Below are 18,848 nucleotides of genomic sequence, written 5' to 3' on the forward strand. Positions count from 1 at the left end.
GGGAGCCATGCGATCGATGAGCCGCACCGGACTGGTGAGCGCGGGCCTGGGACTGGGCGCGACCGTCGGATTCGTCGGCAGTCTGCTCAGAGAACGCAACGCTCTGACAGCCGCTCGCGATGCTGCGGGCGAAGGAAGCGAGGAACAGCCTTCATGGGGCGTCGGCTCGTACCGCTCACGCTGGACAACCTTCAGGACCTTCCCAAGCGCTGTCGCTCGTGTGTCTTCTGGGAACTGGATCCCGTCAGCGGCGAAGCAGCGGTAAAGGCGGGCACATCCGCGTTGGAGAAGGAGGCCTGGATCTCCGCCGTGCTGCTCGACTGGGGATCGTGCGGCCGGGTGGTGTATGTCGACGACGTACCTGTGGGCTTTGTGCTTTACGCTCCGCCCGCCTACGTCCCGCGCTCCACGGCATTTCCCACGAGTCCGGTGTCACCGGACGCCGTCCAGCTCATCACCGGCTACATCATGCCCGGCTACCAGGGACAGGGGCTCGGGCGCGTGATGGTCCAGACAGTCGCCAAGGATCTGCTGCGCCGGAGCTTCAAGGCGATCGAGGCGTTCGGCGACGCCCGCTACAAGGAGCCGGCCTGTCTGCTGCCCGCCGACCATCTGCTGGCCGTGGGTTTCAAGACGGTCCGGCAGCACCCCGTGCATCCACGGATGCGGCTGGAGCTGCGGACGACGCTCTCTTGGAAGGAAGACGTGGAGCTGGCGCTCGATCGGCTCCTGGGAGCCGTACAGAAGGAACCAGTGCTACGGCCGCTCTAAGTGAGTGCCCCGCAGTTGATCGAAGCGAGTCCTCAAAGCAAATGGGCCAACCCCGAGGGGTTGGCCCATTCGTGTTTCACGTGAAACGTCACTCGGCGATGTAGTCGTCGAGGTCGCGCAGGAGCGCCGCCTTCGGCTTGGCACCGACGATCGTCTTGGCAACCTCGCCGCCCTGGTACACGTTCAGGGTGGGGATCGACATAACGCCGTACTTGGCGGCCGTCGTCGGGTTCTCGTCGATGTTCAGCTTGACGATCTCGATCTTCTCGCCGTGCTCGGCGGCGATGGCCTCAAGAGACGGGGCGATCTGGCGGCACGGGCCGCACCACTCGGCCCAGAAGTCCACCAGGACGGGCTTGTCGCTCTTGAGGACGACCTCCTCGAAGTCGGCGTCGGTCACATGCTTCAGAGTGCCGGCCACGGCGGGCTCCTTTACTCGTTCGTGCGGTGGGGCGGAAGGGGGATGATCAGACGGTGGTCTTCTCGGGCTCTGCCTTCTCCTCGTCCGCGAGGGCGGCGAGGAAACGCTCGGCGTCGAGAGCAGCGGAGCAGCCGGTACCGGCCGCGGTGATCGCCTGGCGGTAGGTGTGGTCCACCACGTCACCGGCGGCGAACACACCCGTCAGGTTGGTGTGCGTCGAGGGCGCGTCGACCTTCAGGTAGCCCTCCTCGTCCAGGTCCAGCTGGCCCTTGAACAGCTCGGTGCGCGGGTCATGGCCGATCGCGATGAACAGGCCCGTCACCGGCAGGTCCGAGAGCTCACCGGTCTTGACGTTGCGCAGCTTGAGACCGGCCAGCTTCTGCTCGCCCTGGACCTCGGCGATCTCGCTGTCCCAGGCGAACTTGATTTTCGGGTCGGCGAAGGCGCGCTCCTGCATCGCCTTGGAGGCGCGCAGGGTGTCCCGGCGGTGGACGATCGTGACGGACTTGGCGAACCGGGAGAGGAAGGTGGCCTCCTCCATCGCGGTGTCGCCGCCGCCGATCACAGCGATGTCCTGCTCCTTGAAGAAGAACCCGTCACAGGTGGCGCACCAGGAGACACCACGGCCGGAAAGGGCGTCCTCGTTCGGCAGACCCAGCTTGCGGTGCTGGGAGCCGGTGGTGACGATGACGGCCTTCGCCCTGTGGACCGTGCCGGCGGTGTCGGTGACGGTCTTGATCTCACCGGTCAGGTCGACGGAGACGACGTCGTCCGGAATCAGCTCGGCACCGAAGCGCTCGGCCTGGGCGCGCATGTTGTCCATGAGGTCGGGACCCATGATGCCGTCGCGGAAGCCCGGGAAGTTCTCCACCTCGGTGGTGTTCATCAGCGCACCGCCCGCGGTGACGGCACCCTCGAACACGAGGGGCTTCAACGACGCGCGCGCGGTGTAGAGCGCCGCCGTGTAGCCGGCGGGCCCGGAGCCGATGATGATCACGTTACGGACGTCGCTCACGACTTGATTCCTCGTCTCTGGTCTACGTCATTCGACCGGTGGGAGTTCTTGTCAGAAGCTCTCACCCCACCCAACGGATCCTACGGGGCGCGCATTCCCGGTGTGTCCGGGCACACGGGCATCCCACACCGTACGGATTTCCACGCCAGGCGGGAGGATGCGTCCCTCCGCTCCCAGGGGTCGAAGACCACTCAGGGACGTGCCAGGGACTCCGTCAGCAGAACCTCGCCAGGGGATGCCGACGACCGGCTCTCACACGTGGCGTCGACGATGAAGACCGTCACCCGGGTGCTGTCGGAGGTATCGGGGAGGACGACGAGAAATGCATCCTTCCCCCCGTACGTCCCCTTCTTCGCACCGAGGACGTCGTCGTTCTGGCTGATGCCCTGGCGGACGCACGGCGGCACCGGCACCGAGGGCTGGATCCGGGTGGTGTAGGGCGAGTCCGTGGAGCCGGGCGAAGTGGATTCGCCCTGGATTCCCAGGTCCGGCTTATTGGAGCCACGCGGGCTCGTCTTCGTGCCGAGGAGGTTCTCCACCTCTGTCGGGAGGGCGCCCTTGGAGAAGCCCTCCGCTGAGCTCGTCGGCTTGCCCTGCGCGGTAGGCGGCCCATCGCCGCCGAGCGACTGGAGGAAGAACGAACCGGCGCCCAGGACGGCCGCGGTGAAGACAGCTCCGAGAACGACGGTCCGACGGCGTCGGCCGCGTCCCTTTCCCTGCGCCTGTCCGCGGTCGTGCCCGCGGTCCTTGCGGCCGGGACCGGTCGAAGCGCTCGACCGTCCGGCGGGACGGTTCACTGGGGGCGAAGCGAGGGTCGATGTTTCACGTGAAACATGTGTCTCGGGTGCCGTGGCGTTCAGCAGTGCCTCAGCGGCGAGCGCGGCGTCGATCCGGCCCGCGACGTCAGCCGGCATGCGCGACGGCCCCGGCAGTGCGCCCAACAGGCCCCGGATCTCCTCCAGCGAAGCGTGGACGTCGGCACAGAGCTCACACTCGTCCAGGTGCTGTCGTACCTCCGCGGTCCGGGCATCCGGGAGCAGGCCTTCGGTGAGGTCGGAGATCTCCGCGACGTCCGGGTGCCCGGTCGTGTCTGTCGTGGAAGTCACGCTCGCCCACCTCCGCCCTTCACTGCGGCTGAATCACTCGGCCCGGTCTCCTGTGAGCCCCCGTTCTGAGGCCTCGCTGCCGGTGGGACGGATGTCCCCTCCGCCCGGTTCCGTGCCGGGCCCGGCACGTTCTCGTCGCCGGTGTTTTCTGGCCGTAGATGGGTGAGTAGCGGCAGGAGTCTGGCTCTGCCGCGGGCACAGCGGCTCTTCACCGTCCCCGTGGGCACATCGAGGATCCGGGCCGCCTCCGCGACCGGGTAGCCCTGCATGTCGACGAGGACAAGGGCGGCGCGCTGATCGTGCGGCAGCGTGCCGAGGGCTTCGAGGAGCTGGCGGTGCAGATCGTTGCGCTCGGCCGGAGCGGAGGCCGATTCATGCGGCTCCAGCAACTGCTCGAGGCGCTCGGTGTCGTCGACGGGGGCGGTCTTGCGGGAGGCCGCCTTGCGGGCCCGGTCAAGACAGGCGTTCACCGTGATCCGATGCAGCCAGGTCGTGACGGCCGACTGGCCCCGGAAGGTGTGGGCGGCCCGGTAGGCGGAGACCAGAGCGTCCTGGACGGCGTCAGCGGCTTCCTCGCGGTCACCCAGGGTCCGCAGCGCGACCGCCCAGAGCCGGTCCCGATGCCGTCGCACGATCTCACCGAAGGCGTCGGGGTCACCTTCCACATGGCGGGCGAGCAGGTCCTGATCGCTCACTCCGTCGTATCCGGCCCCCTCCGCCATCTGCCCCTCCGCCTTCGGTGCCTCCGGTGAGACGTCAGCCTGTGAACTTCACTTCGGTGATGGCCTGCTTGTAGCCGGGTCCGGCATACGCGGCCGAGTCGTTGCCCGAGTACGGCACGGCGGTGAGCCACACGAGGACGTACTGGCTCTTCACCTTCTTGCTGACCTTCACCGTGGCGGTGTTTCCGGTGGTGGTGATGCTGCCGATCTTCGTCATCGAGCTGATCGACCCCGGGGTCAGCGAGTCGGCCGCGTACAGGTCGACCGTTGTGTGATCGCCAGCGTAGCGAAGTGAGATGGTCCCCGTGGCGAGTTCCTTGGCGGAGCCGAGGTCGTAGACGATGCCTACGCCGGGCTTGTAGGGGGCCAGCTCGGGACCGTCTGTGAAGCTCTTGGTCTTCCAGTACGTCGAGGTATTGCCGTCGTAGCTCAGCTTCACGTCGTTCGGATGCTGGGCCCCGCCGTCGGCGACGTACTCCTGCGCGTTCTGGATCTTTATCGCGGCGGCGGGCGCGGGGCTTGCGCTGCTCTTGTCCCCGTCGTCCGAAGGCTGGGTGTTCGTGGGGTCGTCGGACTTGTCGCCCTGGTTCATCAGGGCGTCCGCGAGCTGCCAGCTGCCCAGGCCCAGCGCGGCGATCAGCAGGGCGGAGACCGCCCACTTGAGGGCCTTGCCGGTACGGCTCTGGAGCGGGGGCGGCGGGGCCTGGAGGGCCTGCGTCACGCCGGGAGGCGTGGGGCGGCCGTAGGTGCCCTGCTGGTAGGTGGTTCGCTGGTACTCGGGCGGTGCCGTGAACGACGGCTCCGGCGGGCGGATGCGGGGCATCTCGCCGATCGCCTTCACCAGCTCCTCCGGCGTGGTGCACGCGGACTCGTGGCGGGAGGCGGTGGCTCCGTCGTTGATCAGGGCCCGCATGGCGAGCTCGGACAGGCCGCGGTGGACACCCGCACGCACCTGGTCGGGTGCGATCAGGCCGACGTCCTTGGGCAGCCCCGGTAGACCGTAGGCGTCGCTCTGGTACGGCCAGCGCTGGGTGAGCGCCGCGTACAGCAGGGCGCCGGCCGCCTCGGTGTCGGTGCGCTGCGGGCTGTCGGAACTGATGCCGCGCAGCGCCGCGTTCACCGCGAGGCCGCGGATACGCCACTGACCGCTGGAGGTGCGCAGCACGGCGTTGGGGTTGAGCCGGAGATGGGCCAGCCCCTCGCGGTGGGCGGCCGCCATCGCGGATGCGATCTGACTGACCATCTGGTAGGCGTCGTGCGGCTCCAGCGGGCCGGCCGCGAGCAACGCGGTCAGCTCGGTGGCGTCGGGCAGCCACTCGTGCACCACATAGACGAGGTCGTTCTCCTCGACCGCGTCCAGGACCTGTACGAACCGGGGATCCCCGAGCAGCGCGGCAGAGCGGGCCGCGGCCAGCACGGCGCGGGTGCGCGCATGGTCGGCCGGCAGGATGTGCACGCCGACGGCGCGCCGCAGTTTCTCATCGACCGCACGCCAACTGCTGAATCCGTCCAGACGGGTGACGCACTCCTCAAGACGGTAGCGTCTGGCGAGCTTGTGACCGCTGTGCAGTTCGGGAGGCAAAGCCTTCTTCCCTGGGCTCGCGGCTGTGCCGCTCCCCTGTGCCTCTTCGCTGTCCGTGTCCCGCTCCGGGTTCTGGGCCACCCCGTCGGCCGTGGACTGCTCCGCCTTGGCGGTCAGCGGCTTGTCACCGCTGTTGTCTGCCACGTCGACGGCAGCCGTGCTCCGTTCCGCCACCGTCGTTCCCTGCCTCCCCATCCGTTGCACGCTGTCCGACGCCGAATCCAATTGTGCCCACAGTCTGCCGCTATGCACGACACACGGCGACGGACGATGGTTGTGCGCGTACCCCTACCTCAGCGACCCAGACGCCCGCGCACCATACCCACGAGGGAGTTGAGCTCCTCGATCCGCATGCGGCGCGCGGCCACATAGAAGACGCCCAGCAGTACCGCTCCGCCGGCCAGCAGCGCGGCGAAGGAACCGATCACGCCCTGCCCCAGAGTGTGGCCGATGCCGTAGCAGGCCGCACCGCTGAGCAGAGCGGCCGGGACGGAGGCGATGCACAGCCGCGCGTAGGTGCGGGTGACCTGGGAGCCGTCCAGGTCGCCGCCGAGCCGCTTGCGCAGCCGCTTCCAGGCGACACCCACGCCGATCGCGTAGGCGAGGCCGTAGGAGGCGGCCATGCCGGCCACCGCCCAGCGAGCCGGAAGCAGGAAGTAACAGGTGACCGAGGCGCCCGCGTTGACCGCGGCGACGATGACCGTGTTGTAGAACGGGGTGCGGGTGTCTTCGTAGGCGTAGAACGCACGCAGGACGACGTACTGCACCGAGTACGGGATCAGGCCGAGGCCGAAGGCCATCAGCATGTACCCCATGTTGGTGGCCTCGCTGGTGCCCGAGGAACCGAAGATCAGGGTGCACATCGGGATGCCGAGTGCCACGAAGCCGAAGGCGATGGGGACGATGGCGACGGCGGTCGTCCGCAGGCCCTGGGAGATGTCGTCGCGGACGGCGCCCGTGTCGTTCTCGGCGGCCGAGCGGGAGATCCGTGGCAGCAGGGCGGCCATCAGGGAGACCGTGATGATGGCCTGCGGCAGGCCCCAGATCAGCTGGGCGTTGGCGTAGGCGGCGAAGCCGGTGCCGTCGACCGGGGAGTGCTTGCCCGCCGAGGTCGACAGCTGGGAGACGACGAGCGCACCGGCCTGGTTGGCGAGGACGAACAGCACGGTCCACTTGGCGAGGGTGGCGGCCTTGCCGAGGCCGTGGCCCCTCCAGTCGAAGCGCAGCCGCAGCCGGAACCCGGTCTCGCGCAGGTAGGGGATCATCGCGAGGGCCTGGACCACGAGGCCGAGCAGCACGCCGAGGCCGAGCAGCCGCTGGCCCTCCGGCGGGATGGTGGTGACCTTCATGCCGGAGTGCGCGGCGGTGCCGTACACCCAGATGAACAGGCCGAGGGTGACGATGATGACGATGTTGTTGAGGACTGGCGTCCACATCATCGCGCCGAACTTGCCCCGCGCGTTGAGGATCTGACCCATCACCACGTGGATGCCCATGAAGAAGATCGAGGGAAGGAAGTAGCGGACGAAGGTGATGCCGACGTCATTGGCCGCCGGGTCGCTGGCGACCGAGTCGGACAGCAGGCGGATCAGGAAGGGCGCGGCCGCGATCGTGGCCGCGGTGAGCAGGCCCAGCGCCACCATCACGAGGGTGAGCAGACGGTTGGCGAACGCCTCGCCGCCGTCCTCGTCCTCCTTCATGGCCCGCACGAGCTGTGGCACGAAGACGGAGTTGAGGCCGCCGCCGACGGTCAGGATGTAGATCATCGTCGGCAGTTGGTAGGCGACCTGGAACGTGTCGCCGAGCAGACCCACGCCCAGGGCGGAGACGATCAGTGCGGAGCGGACGAAACCCGTGAGGCGGGAGACCATCGTGCCCGCCGCCATCACGGCACTGGACTTCAGCAGCCCGGAGGCACGCCCGCCCTTCTTGGCCGCAGGGGCAGAGGGTGCTGCGGGGGCCGCCGGAGCGGCGGGCACCGGCTCGGCGGCGGGGGTCCCGGGTGCGGACGGCGCCTGCGGGAACTGGGGGGCCGCGTACTGGTTCTGGGCGGCGGGGACCTGCGGCGGCGACGGGTACTGGCCCGAGGATGGCGGGTACTGGCCGGCGAGGGGCGGGTACTGGCCGGCGGGAGCCGGGTACTGGTCGGCGGAGCCCGGTACGGACCGGGGATCCGTCTGCGGGTTGCCGCTGCCCTGCTGCTGGTCCCGGAAGAGGTGCGCGAAGGCGTCCGGCTCGTGGCGCTCCTCACCGGAGTGCGTGACCAGATCGTCCACGCCCACGAACTGGGTCGTGCGCGGGTTGTCGCCGTATGGCAGGTACTGGGTCGGGCCCTCCGGCTCAGGCGGCGGGGTCTGGGCCCACACATGCGGGTCCGGGGCGTACGGTGACTGCGCGGGCTGGCCGTACAGCGGCTGCTGCGGGTACGTGCCCGGGGGCGGCGGGGGGTGCGCGGCGCGGTCGTAGAGCGCCTCGGCGACCGGGTCCTGGGCGGAGAGGTCCTGTGCCCGGTAGGGGTCCTGGTCGTAGGCGTCCTGGAGGTACATGTCAGCCGCGTGCTGCTGCGGCGGGACCTGGCCGGCCTCCGGCGGCGGCTCGGGGTAGCCCGAACCGGCCGCGCCCTGGCCGCGTTCACCGTCGTACGGCGCGTTCATGGTTACCCCACCTCATCGTCCCGGGCCACACCGGCCACGACATCGCTCAACGGTCCACTCTCTCACCCGTCCCGGACGGGTCGGCGCTTTCCGGTGCGGTGTCCGGTGTCGGGTCACTCGGCTGCTCCGGGTCGTCTGCCCCGGAGCGGGCCCCCGACTCTTCCCGGAGACGATCCTCACGAGCGTCGGAGTTCCCCGCCGGGCCGGTGTCCTCGGTCTCCAGGGCCTCGGGAGTCTCCGGGGTCCCCGGCGTGTCCGGGGTGCCCTCGCCCGTCTCGTCGGGACCGTCGCCCTCCTCGGCACGGCGGGCGGCGGCCCGCTTGCGCTGGGTGTACATCCGGAACCCGGCGAGCACCAGCAGCAGCACACCGCCGCCGATGACCAGCATCACGGTGGGCGTGACCTCGGTGACCTTCACGTCGAACCGGACGGGGGCGCCGTACTCCTGGCCGTCCTCGGTGTAGAGCTGGGCGATGACCTCCACCCGGCCGTTGGCGTTGGCCGACGTGGAGAACTTCACGGACTGGGTGTGGCCGCCGGAGACCTCGACCGGCTGCTCGTAGTAGGCCTTGCCGCCGATCTCGAGTCGGGTCGGCATGGTCGAGGTGAGCCGCAGGACGAGGTGGTCGACGCCCTGGACCAGGTTGTTCTGGACGGTCACCGGGATGGTGGCGCTGCGGCCGGAGAGCTTGGTCTCGGACTTGTCGATCAGCTTGACCTGGCCGAGGAGGCTGTCGAGCCAGGACTCCACGTCCGTGCGGAAGATGTCGGCTTCGCTGCCGCGGCCTCGCCAGGACGTGGACATCTCACGGTTTATGGCCCGCCCGAAGGGGGTCACCACCCGGGACTGGTTGGTGAGGATCACCTGGAAGTTGTCGAGCTTGTCCTGGGTACGGGCGATCTGCTCGAAGGCCGTCCGGGGCAGCTCCTGCTTGCGCAGCGCGGAGGGATAGGCGGACGACGAGGGGATCTTCGTGGTCGCGCCGGGGTCGGGCTTGGCCTTGGCCGCGGCCGCGAGGTCCTGGGACTGCGACCAGTTGCCGTCCTGCAACGCGGTGAGCGCCGTCGCCATCGCCTGGGCCTGGCTCGCCGACGGCATCCGCTGCGGGGCGACGACGATGCTGCGCTCTTTGTCGGTCTGCGTGTTCAGCGCCAGGCTCTGGGCCAGGAACTGCTGCACCGCGAGGGTGGCCGAGTCCGCCTTCGTCAGATCGCCCTGGAACGCCGTGGACAGTCGCGCGTCCGCGACCACCGCCGTCGTGCCGCCGCCGATCGGACGTGCCGCCGAGGGCGTGTAGGGCAGCCCGCCGGTCTCCTGGAGGCTGTCGCTGCGGGCGATCACCTTGTCGGCGCCCGCCGACGTGGCGACCTTGATGATCGACGGGTCGACGGCACCGTTCACGGGCCATGCGAAGTCGGTGCTCGGTGTGACATGGAGAACGGTCTCCACCGTGGTGGCGGCGACGTCGGTGGCGTCCTTGAGATGACTCAGCGAGCCGGTCACGCTGGTGCCGTTGTGGGCGAGGGAGGCCAGGTCCGGGTCGGCGAAGGGAAGGGCCACGACTTCCTTGTCCGCCACCGCGTCCTGCAGATCGGCCAGGAACTGCTTGGCCACCGCCTGATGGGTGCCGGCTGTGGTGCTGTCGCCGGCGCCCTGGATCCGGTAGCTGCGGGTCATCGCGTCCACGGAGGCCAGCAGGTCCGGGTCGATCACCCAGGTGACGTCCAGGTCCTTGCCGAGCGACAGCATCTGCGCCAGCCGGCCGCCGGGTGAGATCTCCTTGGCGAGGTCGTCGTCGAGGAAGACCGGCGTCTGTAGTTCACCCGCGCCCGTCTTCGCCGTCACATGGACCGTGGAGATCAGCGGCCACAGATACGTAGTCCTGGTCCTTGTGTCGGCCTCGGAGGGCTGCCATGGCAGGAACGTCCGCTGGATGCCGAGCACCTGCTCCCACGGCTGCGCGGACGTCTGGCCGGACAGCGAGACGCCGAACGGGTACACCCCGTCCTGGCCCAGGTCGAGCTTGTCGACCGGCACGGAGATGCTGAAGTGCTCGGCGACCCCCGGGGCGAGCGAGTCGAAGTCCTCTGTGTACTTGCCGCCGACCGCGGTGCCGAGGCTCGAATTCAGGTCGGCGGGGTGCCGGGCGGCGGAGTCGATCGCGGAGCGCGTGCTGAGCTGGGAACCCACACGCAGGTCCACATGGGCGTCCGTGACGGCCTGCTTGCCGTTGTTGGTCACCGTGCCGGAGACCGTCAGCGTGTCCCCGTCGGTGGGGGCGCTGGGGCTGAGCGAGTCCAGGGCAACGGACACCGTGTCCGAGTCGGCCGCCTGCGCCGGAACCGCGGCGGGCAGCTGCACCAGTGCGGCCAGCAGAGGCGCACCCGCGAGCAGTGCTCCGGTGCGCCGCAGCCAGCGACGGGCAGGTGAGGGCGTCCCCTGGATGTCTGCCGCCTCGGCCACGCGCTCGTCCGTCCCTCGTCATCGTCAGTGGTCGTCGGAATGTGCGTCCACGCATGGTAACGAGGCGCGCTGAGCGGAAGTGCCGCGGTCTGCTCCACAAGATCGGGGGAGGAGATCGGCCCGTCCCCTATATCCAGTATCGTCGGGAGACTCATGTAAGTGGCGAGCGCTGCCCTTGTGCGGGTATGGAGTGAGCTGTCCCACTCTCCTTGTACGGAGGCTTTGTGTGGGGCGCTGCCGGAATATGGAGGCGCTTCGAGCCGCTCGGGGCACGTACCCTGTTCTGTTGTGCCGAACGCCAATGAAGACACTCCTTCCTCTGCCCTGAGCCAGGCGCAGCAGCGCGCGGTGAGCGAACTGCTGCGGGTGGCGCCCGTCGCCGACGACCTCGCCCGCCGATTCCAGGAGGCCGGGTTCTCGCTTGCCCTGGTCGGCGGCTCGGTCCGGGACGCGTTGCTGGGCCGGCTCGGCAACGACCTGGACTTCACCACCGACGCCCGCCCCGAGGACGTACTGAAGATCGTCCGGCCCTGGGCGGACGCGCTCTGGGAGGTCGGTATTGCTTTCGGCACCGTCGGGGCGCAGAAGGACGGTTACCAGATCGAGGTCACGACCTACCGGTCCGAGGCGTACGACCGCACCTCGCGCAAGCCTGAGGTGTCGTACGGCGACTCCATCGAGGAGGATCTCGTCCGGCGGGACTTCACGGTCAATGCCATGGCGGTGGCGCTGCCGGAGAAGGAGTTCATCGACCCGCACGGCGGGCTGGACGACCTCGCGGCCCGTGTGCTGAGCACCCCGGGGACGCCCGAGGACTCCTTCTCGGACGACCCGCTGCGGATGATGCGCGCCGCCCGTTTCGCAGCCCAGCTCGACTTCGAGGTGGCCCCCGAGGTCGTCGCGGCGATGAAGGACATGGCCGGGCGCCTGGAGATCGTCTCGGCCGAGCGGGTCCGGGACGAGCTGAACAAGCTGATCCTCTCCACCCACCCTCGCAAGGGGCTGACGCTGCTCGTCGACACCGGCCTCGCCGACCATGTTCTTCCCGAGCTGCCCGCCCTGCGCCTGGAGAGCGATGAGCACCACCGCCACAAGGACGTCTACGACCACTCGCTGATCGTCCTGGAGCAGGCCGTGGCGCTGGAGGAGGACGGCCCCGACCTCACCCTCCGCCTTGCCGCGCTGCTGCACGACATCGGCAAGCCGCGCACCCGCCGTTTCGAGACGGACGGCCGTGTCTCGTTCCACCACCACGAGGTGGTCGGCGCGAAGATGACCAAGAAGCGCATGACGGCCCTGAAGTACTCCAACGAACTGGTGAAGGACGTCTCACGCCTGGTCGAACTCCATCTCCGCTTCCATGGGTACGGCGCCGGGGAGTGGACGGATTCGGCGGTGCGTCGCTATGTCCGTGACGCGGGCCCCCTGCTCGACCGTCTCCACAAGCTGACCCGGTCCGACTGCACTACCCGCAACAAGCGGAAGGCAGTGGCGCTCTCCCGTGCCTACGACGGCCTGGAGGGGCGCATCGCCGAGCTTCAGAAGCAGGAGGATCTCGACGCCATCCGCCCGGACGTCGACGGCAACCAGATCATGGAGATCCTCGGGATCCGGCCCGGCCCGGAGGTCGGCAAGGCGTACAAGCACATGCTGGAGCTCCGGCTGGAGGACGGGCCGATGGAGCACGATGCTGCGGTGGCCGCGCTCAAGGAGTGGTGGGCCGAGCAGGGCTGAGCGTGTGGATCGGCGTCATGTTTCACGTGAAACATGACCTGGCCGGGACGTGACGAGGGGCGATGTTTCACGTGAAACATCGCCCCTCGTCGCTACTCCTCCACTTCGAGTAGTCCTTCTTGGCGAGACGTGACTCTGCTGCGCCCTCGCTGGCGTTCGAAGCGGGCCATGGCCGTTGCAACCGCCGCGTAGATGAAGGCGACGGCGATGACGAGGGTCGCGGAACGGCCGTCCGGTGGGAGCATCAAGGCTGCGACGCCGGCCGCCCCCACGAAGGCGACGTTGAAGAGCACGTCGTACACGGAGAAGATCCGGCCGCGGAAGCCGTCGTCGACGGACGACTGGACGATGGTGTCGGTGGCGATCTTCGCGCCCTGGGTGATCAGTCCCAGGACGAAGGCGGCGACGAGCATGGGGACTGTCGTGAACGGGAGGCCCAGAGCGGGCTCCAGTACAGCGGCGGACGCGGCGCACGCGACGATCCATCGCCCGGGGCCGAGCCGCCCCGCGGCCCAGGGCGTCACCACGGCCGCCGCGAAGAAGCCCGCCCCGGAGATTCCCAACGCCAACCCCAGCAGCCCGAGCCCGTCGTCCGGGTCGGAGGAGAGGGCGTAGCGGCACAGCATCAGTACCAGGACGAGCAGGGCGCCGTAGCAGAAGCGCATCACCGTCATGGAGAGCAGCGCCCAGACCGCCTCGCGGCGCCGAGGTGCGGCGAGGTGCCGTATCGCCTCCAGGAGGTCGCGTGCGGTGGTGATCACAGCCGTTCCCAGGCTCGGCTGTGCCGGATGCCGGTCGGGCCCGAGGAGGCCGGGGGCCATGGTCAGCGAGGCGAGGGCTGCGGACAGGTACAACGCCGCGCCCAGCAGTACGACCGCCGCATCGGAGTCGGAGGCCAGCAGCCGAACGGCGAAGGCGAGCCCGCCGCCGACGGTCGCGGCGAGGGTTCCTGCGGTTGGGGACAGGGAGTTGGCCAGCACCAGACGTTCGGGGTCGACCACGCGTGGGAGGGCGGCGGACAGCCCCGAAAGGACGAAGCGGTTGACGGCCGTGACGCACAGCGCGGAGACGTAGAAGAGCCAGTCGGGTACATGGCCGGCGATCAGGATGGCCGTGACCGCGGCCAGCAGCGCACGCAGCAGATTGCCGTAGAGGAAGACCTGGCGGCGGCGCCAGCGGTCCAGCAGGACGCCGGCGAAGGGGCTCACGAGGGAGTACGGCAGGAGCAGGACCGCCATCGCCGAGGCGATCGCACCCGGTGAGGTCTGCTTCTCCGGGGAGAAGACGACGTAGGCGGCGAGCGCGACCTGGTAGACGCCGTCGGCACCCTGGGAGAGCAGACGGACGGTGAGCAGGCGGCGGAAGTCCCGCTGGCGCAGCAGGACACGCAGGTCGCGGACGACGGGCATGGGGCACAGCCTCACACACGGGGAGAGTCCCCGGGTCGGGGGACCCGGGGACTCTCACAGCCCTGGCAGGAGCGTTATTTTGCGAGCGCCGGACGTCAGCGTTCGGTGGTGCCGAGTTACCGCTCGACGTCGCCGCGGATGAACTTCTCCACGTTCTCGCGGGCCTCGTCGTCGAAGTACTGGACCGGCGGGGACTTCATGAAGTAGCTCGACGCGGACAGGATCGGGCCGCCGATACCGCGGTCCTTGGCGATCTTCGCGGCACGCAGGGCGTCGATGATGACACCCGCGGAGTTCGGGGAGTCCCAGACCTCGAGCTTGTACTCCAGGTTCAGCGGGACGTCACCGAAGGCACGGCCCTCCAGGCGGACGTAGGCCCACTTGCGGTCGTCCAGCCACTGCACGTAGTCGGACGGGCCGATGTGGACGTTCTTCTCGCCGAGGTCCCGGTCGGGGATCTGGGAGGTGACGGCCTGCGTCTTGGAGATCTTCTTGGACTCCAGGCGCTCGCGCTCGAGCATGTTCTTGAAGTCCATGTTGCCGCCGACGTTCAGCTGCATCGTGCGCTCCAGGACGACGCCCCGGTCCTCGAACAGCTTCGCCATGACGCGGTGCGTGATGGTGGCGCCGACCTGCGACTTGATGTCGTCACCGACGATCGGGACGCCGGCCTCGGTGAACTTGTCCGCCCACTCCTTGGTGCCGGCGATGAAGACCGGGAGGGCGTTGACGAAGGCGACCTTGGCGTCGATGGCGCACTGGGCGTAGAACTTCGCCGCGTCCTCGGAACCGACGGGCAGGTAGCAGACGAGGACGTCGACCTGCTTGTCCTTGAGGATCTGGACGATGTCGACCGGCGAGGCCTCGGACTCCTCGATGGTCTGGCGGTAGTACTTGCCGAGGCCGTCGAGGGTGTGGCCGCGCTGGACGGTCACGCCGGTGTTCGGCACGTCACAGATCTTGATGGTGTTGTTCTCGGATGCGCCGATGGCGTCCGCCAGGTCGAGACCGACCTTCTTGGCGTCCACGTCGAACGCGGCGACGAACTCGACGTCCTTGACGTGGTAGTCGCCGAACTGGACATGCATCAGGCCGGGGACCTTGGACGCCGGATCGGCGTCCTTGTAGTACTCGACTCCCTGGACCAGCGACGCGGCACAGTTGCCCACGCCGACGATGGCTACGCGAACCGAACCCATTCCGGTTGCTCCCTGTGTGTACGAGTGAGGCCCTGACCGGGTCTCACGTGGTGGTGTCGTCGGACAAATCCGGCCGGGTCTCCCCGGACCGGGGCAGGTTGCCCGGCGTTCCATTGGTGGTGTTCTGCTGAGCGGAGCCTCCGGAAGCGGGACCCTTCATGTCCCGCCCGGCCCGCTCGCTCTCGATGAGCTCGTTCAGCCAGCGCACTTCGCGCTCCACGGACTCCATTCCGTGGCGCTGGAGCTCAAGCGTGTAGTCGTCGAGGCGCTCCCGGGTGCGTGCCAGCGAGGCGCGCATCTTCTCCAGACGCTCCTCCAGCCGGCTGCGACGGCCCTCCAGTACGCGCATCCGCACATCGCGCGAGGTCTGCCCGAAGAAGGCGAACCGTGCCGCGAAGTGCTCGTCCTCGTACGCGTCGGGGCCGGTCTGGGAGAGGAGCTCCTCGAAATGCTCCTTACCTTCGGCCGTCAACCGGTAGACGATCTTGGCGCGGCGGCCGGAGAGCGGTGCGGCGAGGGCGTCCTCGGTGGTGTTCCCCGGTTCCTCGATCAACCAGCCGTTGGCGACCAGCGTCTTGAGGCAGGGGTAGAGCGTCCCGTAGCTGAACGCCCGGAAGACGCCCAGTGAGGTGTTGAGCCGTTTCCGCAGCTCATAGCCGTGCATCGGGGATTCGCGGAGCAGGCCGAGCACGGCGAACTCAAGGATGCCGGACCGTCGGCTCATGGTCGCCTCCTCTCGTCTCTGACGCGCTTATCTCGCTCTGATGTATCGGCTCGATACATCACGACGATAGATCGGCGATCCCGGTGCGACAAGAGGAGCGACGGTGAACGGGATCACATCACCGATTCGTAGGAGGCAACTTGCCTGATTTGGGGTGAACTTCGGGGCTCGGTGGGTTTTGGTGGTGCGTAGTCTGTGCGGCATGCAAACCACCGGGAACCAAGTGACGCCTGGGGGGCGTCCCTGTCCCCGGTGCAGTACGGGTGAATGCAGGACCGACCACATCCGTACTTTGGGGGGACCGGAAACCAGCCGCCGTTTCCAGGCGCGCACGGGTGCGCCTGCCCGAGGAGTAATCGTTCGATGAGCGAGCACCGTCGCAAACCGTCGCAGCCGCAGGGAGGCGGACGTGCCGCGGCCCGACGCGGCCAGTCCGGCCCGTCCTCCGGCCGCCGTGCGGCACCGCGAGGCGCCACCGGGTCTCCTTCCGACTCCTATGGGTCCTCTTCCTATGGGTCGGACTCGCAGAGCTCGGAAGGCGAAGAGCGCCCGTACGGAAGCCGTGCCGAGGCACGCCGGGCAGCGCAGAGAAACACGGGAAGCCGCCGCAGAGCGGCCGACAACGCGAGCCGCGGTCCGGGTGGCCCTGCCGGGCCCGGGCGTGGCAGAGGCCGGGCGTCCACGGCGCCCGGCAAGAAACGCATCATCGACTACCCCAGGGCGAACAGGTTTGGCTGGCGCCGCTGGGTGCCCTCCTGGAAGCTCGTCTCCGGGCTGTGCATCACCTTCTTCGGCAGCCTGGTGGCGCTGGTCGGCGTCGGATACGCCATGGTGGGCGTCCCGGACGAGAACACCGCGGCCAAGTCCCAGAACAACGTCTATTACTGGGCCGACGGCAAGCAGATGGTCGCGACGGGCACCGGCGTCAACCGGCAGAACGTCGGCATCGCCGAGATCCCCGAGGCGATGCAGTACTCGGTGATCTCGGCGGAGAACAAGAGCTTCTACTCGGACCCGGGCGTCGACTTCAAGGGCATCGCCCGTGCTCTCGTCAACATGGCCCAGGGCGGTGAGACGCAGGGTGGTTCGACGATCACCCAGCAGTTCGTCAAGAACACCTACCTCAGCCAGGACCAGACGCTCACACGCAAGTTCAAGGAGATGTTCATCTCCGTCAAGGTGGGCACCAAGTTCACCAAGCCGGAGATCCTCCAGGGCTACCTGAACACCTCGTACTTCGGCCGTGGCGCGTACGGTATCCAGGCCGCCGCCCAGACCTACTACGGCGTGGACGCGAAGGACCTCACTCCGAGCCAGTGCGCGGTCCTGGCGGCCCTCCTCAAGGGCGCCACGTACTACGACCCCGCGGGCAACCCGGACATCGACATCGCGGCCAGCAAGGAAGCCAACTTCAAGCGCTCCCATGAACGCTGGGCCTGGATCCTCGAGGAGATGCACAAGGACAAGCACCTCACCGATGCCCAGTACCAGGAGGCGATCAAGAAGTACCCGATGCCCCAGGGCCGCAAGGCGACCAAGGGGATGACCGGCCAGATCAGCTACCTCGCCGACACGGCCAAGAAGTACGTCCTCGCGCACTCCAACATCACCGAGGCGCGGTTCGACCAGGGCGGCTACCAGATCTACACGACCTTCCAGAAGGACAAGGTCAACTCGCTGTCCGCGGCCGTGCAGAAGGTCCAGAAGGAGCGTCTGGACCCGAAGAACCGCGAGAAGGACAAGAATGTCCAGTTCGGCGCGGCGTCGGTGGTACCCAACGACGGCGCGATCGTCGCCCTGTACGGCGGTGCCGGCTACGAGAACAACCACTTCACCAACAACGCCGACACCTCCGGTGTCCCCGTCGGTTCGACGTGGAAGCCGTTCGTCCTGGCCGCGGCCATGGAGTACGGGACGTACAAGACCTCCCCCGACGGGGTCTCGCCGCTGAGCAAGTACAACGGCAACGACAATCTCAAGGTGCAGAGGCCGGACGGCACGTACTACCTGAACAAGGACAACTCGATCTTCCGTCAGAGGAACGAGAGTGACCACGCCTGGGGCTATATCTCCCTGCGCAAGGCGATGGAGCAGTCCATCAACACCCCGTTCGTTCAACTGGGTGTGGACGTGGGACTCACACATGTACGTGACATGGCCCATGCGTCCGGAATTCTGACCGACAGCATGTTGCAGGGTCTGAACCCGTCGTTCGCCATCGGTACTTCCACCCCCAGCGCCATCCGCATGGCCGATGCGTACGCGACCTTCGCGGCGTCCGGCAAACACGTGGACCCGTATTCCGTGACCGAGGTCAAGCAGGACGGACAGGAGTTGACCGGCTTCGCCAAGCCGAAGGCGAGCACGGCCATGTCCGCCAACGTCGCGAACAACGTCACAGACGTACTGCAGAACGTCATCCAGAACGGTACGGGTCAGAACGCCAAGGCCCTGGGCCGTACGGCGGCGGGCAAGACCGGAACCACCGACAGCAACAAGTCGGCCTGGTTCGTCGGCTACACCCAGCAGCTGGCGACCTCGGTCGCGATGTTCCGCGAGAACCCGAAGGACGCCGAACTGCTCTCCATGAACGGCACCGCCGGTGTGGCGTCCATCCACGGTGGTGACATCCCGACCTCGGTGTGGACCGAGTACATGAAGGCCGCTCTGAAGGGCAAGAACGACCCCGGCTTCCCGGAGGCCACCAAGATCGGTGAGATCGCCGACGAGGCGGGGGCTCCCTCCCCGACTCCGACGCCCAGCATCACGCCGAGCGAGACGCCGAGCGAGACGCCGAGCGCCACGCCGAGCGAGACGGCGACCTCGCCGTCGCCCAGCGCGACCGAGAGCTGCCAGTTCGCCTGGAACTGCTCCAGCGACGGCGGTACCGACACGGGCAGCACGGGAGGCACGACGTCCTCGCCGACGGCTACGGAGACGACCGGTGAGGGAGACACCAGAGGCAACGCCAACGGCGGCGGAAACCTCTTCGGCGGGTCGACGGGCTGACTGACGAACAGAGGCCGGTGTTCATCGCCTTCCAAAGG

13 protein-coding genes are annotated in these 18,848 nt (G+C 68.3%); 3 read left to right on the forward strand and 10 right to left on the reverse strand.

All coding sequences use genetic code 11. The features are described 5' to 3' along the window. Window positions 1-153 precede the first annotated feature (153 nt). Window positions 154-771, forward strand: a complete 618-nt coding sequence (locus AB0D59_RS01535) for a GNAT family N-acetyltransferase (protein WP_362559407.1) — start codon at window positions 154-156, stop codon at window positions 769-771. Window positions 772-859: 88 nt separating this feature from the next. Here the strand turns inward: AB0D59_RS01535 and trxA are convergent, their stop codons facing one another. The 7 genes from trxA to AB0D59_RS01570 all read right to left on the reverse strand — a co-directional run bounded on the left by trxA (window position 860) and on the right by AB0D59_RS01570 (window position 10,735). Continuing rightward, window positions 860-1,192, reverse strand: a complete 333-nt coding sequence (gene trxA, locus AB0D59_RS01540; RefSeq protein ID WP_351695853.1) for a thioredoxin — start codon at window positions 1,190-1,192, stop codon at window positions 860-862. A 46-nt stretch (window positions 1,193-1,238) separates the two neighbouring features. Further along, window positions 1,239-2,207, reverse strand: a complete 969-nt coding sequence (gene trxB / locus AB0D59_RS01545) for a thioredoxin-disulfide reductase (protein WP_362559410.1) — start codon at window positions 2,205-2,207, stop codon at window positions 1,239-1,241. Between the two features lie 191 nt (window positions 2,208-2,398). Continuing rightward, the gene (locus tag AB0D59_RS01550) at window positions 2,399-3,313 is read right to left on the reverse strand and encodes a hypothetical protein (RefSeq protein ID WP_362559412.1); all 915 of its coding nucleotides are present in this window, start codon (window positions 3,311-3,313) and stop codon (window positions 2,399-2,401) included. Next, the gene (gene sigM, locus AB0D59_RS01555) at window positions 3,310-4,035 is read right to left on the reverse strand and encodes an RNA polymerase sigma factor SigM (RefSeq protein WP_362559414.1); all 726 of its coding nucleotides are present in this window, start codon (window positions 4,033-4,035) and stop codon (window positions 3,310-3,312) included. Before sigM ends, AB0D59_RS01550 begins: the two co-directional genes overlap by 4 nt. A gap of 34 nt (window positions 4,036-4,069) precedes the next feature. Next, a complete protein-coding gene (locus tag AB0D59_RS01560; RefSeq protein ID WP_362559417.1) occupies window positions 4,070-5,791 on the reverse strand; it encodes a serine/threonine protein kinase in 1,722 nt (573 codons plus the stop codon). A 119-nt stretch (window positions 5,792-5,910) separates the two neighbouring features. Then, entirely contained in the window at window positions 5,911-8,271 is a 2,361-nt protein-coding gene (murJ, locus tag AB0D59_RS01565) for a murein biosynthesis integral membrane protein MurJ (protein ID WP_362559420.1), read from the reverse strand. Window positions 8,272-8,317: 46 nt separating this feature from the next. Then, window positions 8,318-10,735 carry a DUF6049 family protein gene (locus AB0D59_RS01570; protein WP_362559422.1) on the reverse strand — a complete coding sequence of 806 codons (2,418 nt, stop codon included), beginning with the start codon at window positions 10,733-10,735 and terminating at the stop codon, window positions 8,318-8,320. Window positions 10,736-11,023: 288 nt separating this feature from the next. Between AB0D59_RS01570 and AB0D59_RS01575 the strand changes: the two genes are divergently transcribed. Continuing rightward, entirely contained in the window at window positions 11,024-12,469 is a 1,446-nt protein-coding gene (locus AB0D59_RS01575) for a CCA tRNA nucleotidyltransferase (protein ID WP_362559425.1), read from the forward strand. 92 nt (window positions 12,470-12,561) lie between these two features. Here AB0D59_RS01575 and AB0D59_RS01580 read toward each other — a convergent pair whose 3' ends face one another. The 3 genes from AB0D59_RS01580 to AB0D59_RS01590 form a co-directional block, all read right to left on the reverse strand. Beyond that, a complete protein-coding gene (locus tag AB0D59_RS01580; protein WP_362559427.1) occupies window positions 12,562-13,878 on the reverse strand; it encodes an MFS transporter in 1,317 nt (438 codons plus the stop codon). Between the two features lie 116 nt (window positions 13,879-13,994). Continuing rightward, window positions 13,995-15,077: an inositol-3-phosphate synthase gene (locus AB0D59_RS01585; protein WP_362559430.1), complete on the reverse strand. Its 1,083-nt coding sequence runs from the start codon at window positions 15,075-15,077 to the stop codon at window positions 13,995-13,997. 43 nt (window positions 15,078-15,120) lie between these two features. Further along, window positions 15,121-15,801, reverse strand: a complete 681-nt coding sequence (locus AB0D59_RS01590) for a helix-turn-helix transcriptional regulator (RefSeq protein WP_362559432.1) — start codon at window positions 15,799-15,801, stop codon at window positions 15,121-15,123. 747 nt (window positions 15,802-16,548) lie between these two features. Here AB0D59_RS01590 and AB0D59_RS01595 point away from each other — a divergent pair. Next, window positions 16,549-18,810: a transglycosylase domain-containing protein gene (locus tag AB0D59_RS01595; RefSeq protein WP_362559435.1), complete on the forward strand. Its 2,262-nt coding sequence runs from the start codon at window positions 16,549-16,551 to the stop codon at window positions 18,808-18,810. Window positions 18,811-18,848 lie beyond the last annotated feature (38 nt).

Origin of the sequence: Streptomyces sp. NPDC048417 (assembly GCF_040651615.1) — a bacterium.
GTDB lineage: Bacteria > Actinomycetota > Actinomycetes > Streptomycetales > Streptomycetaceae > Streptomyces.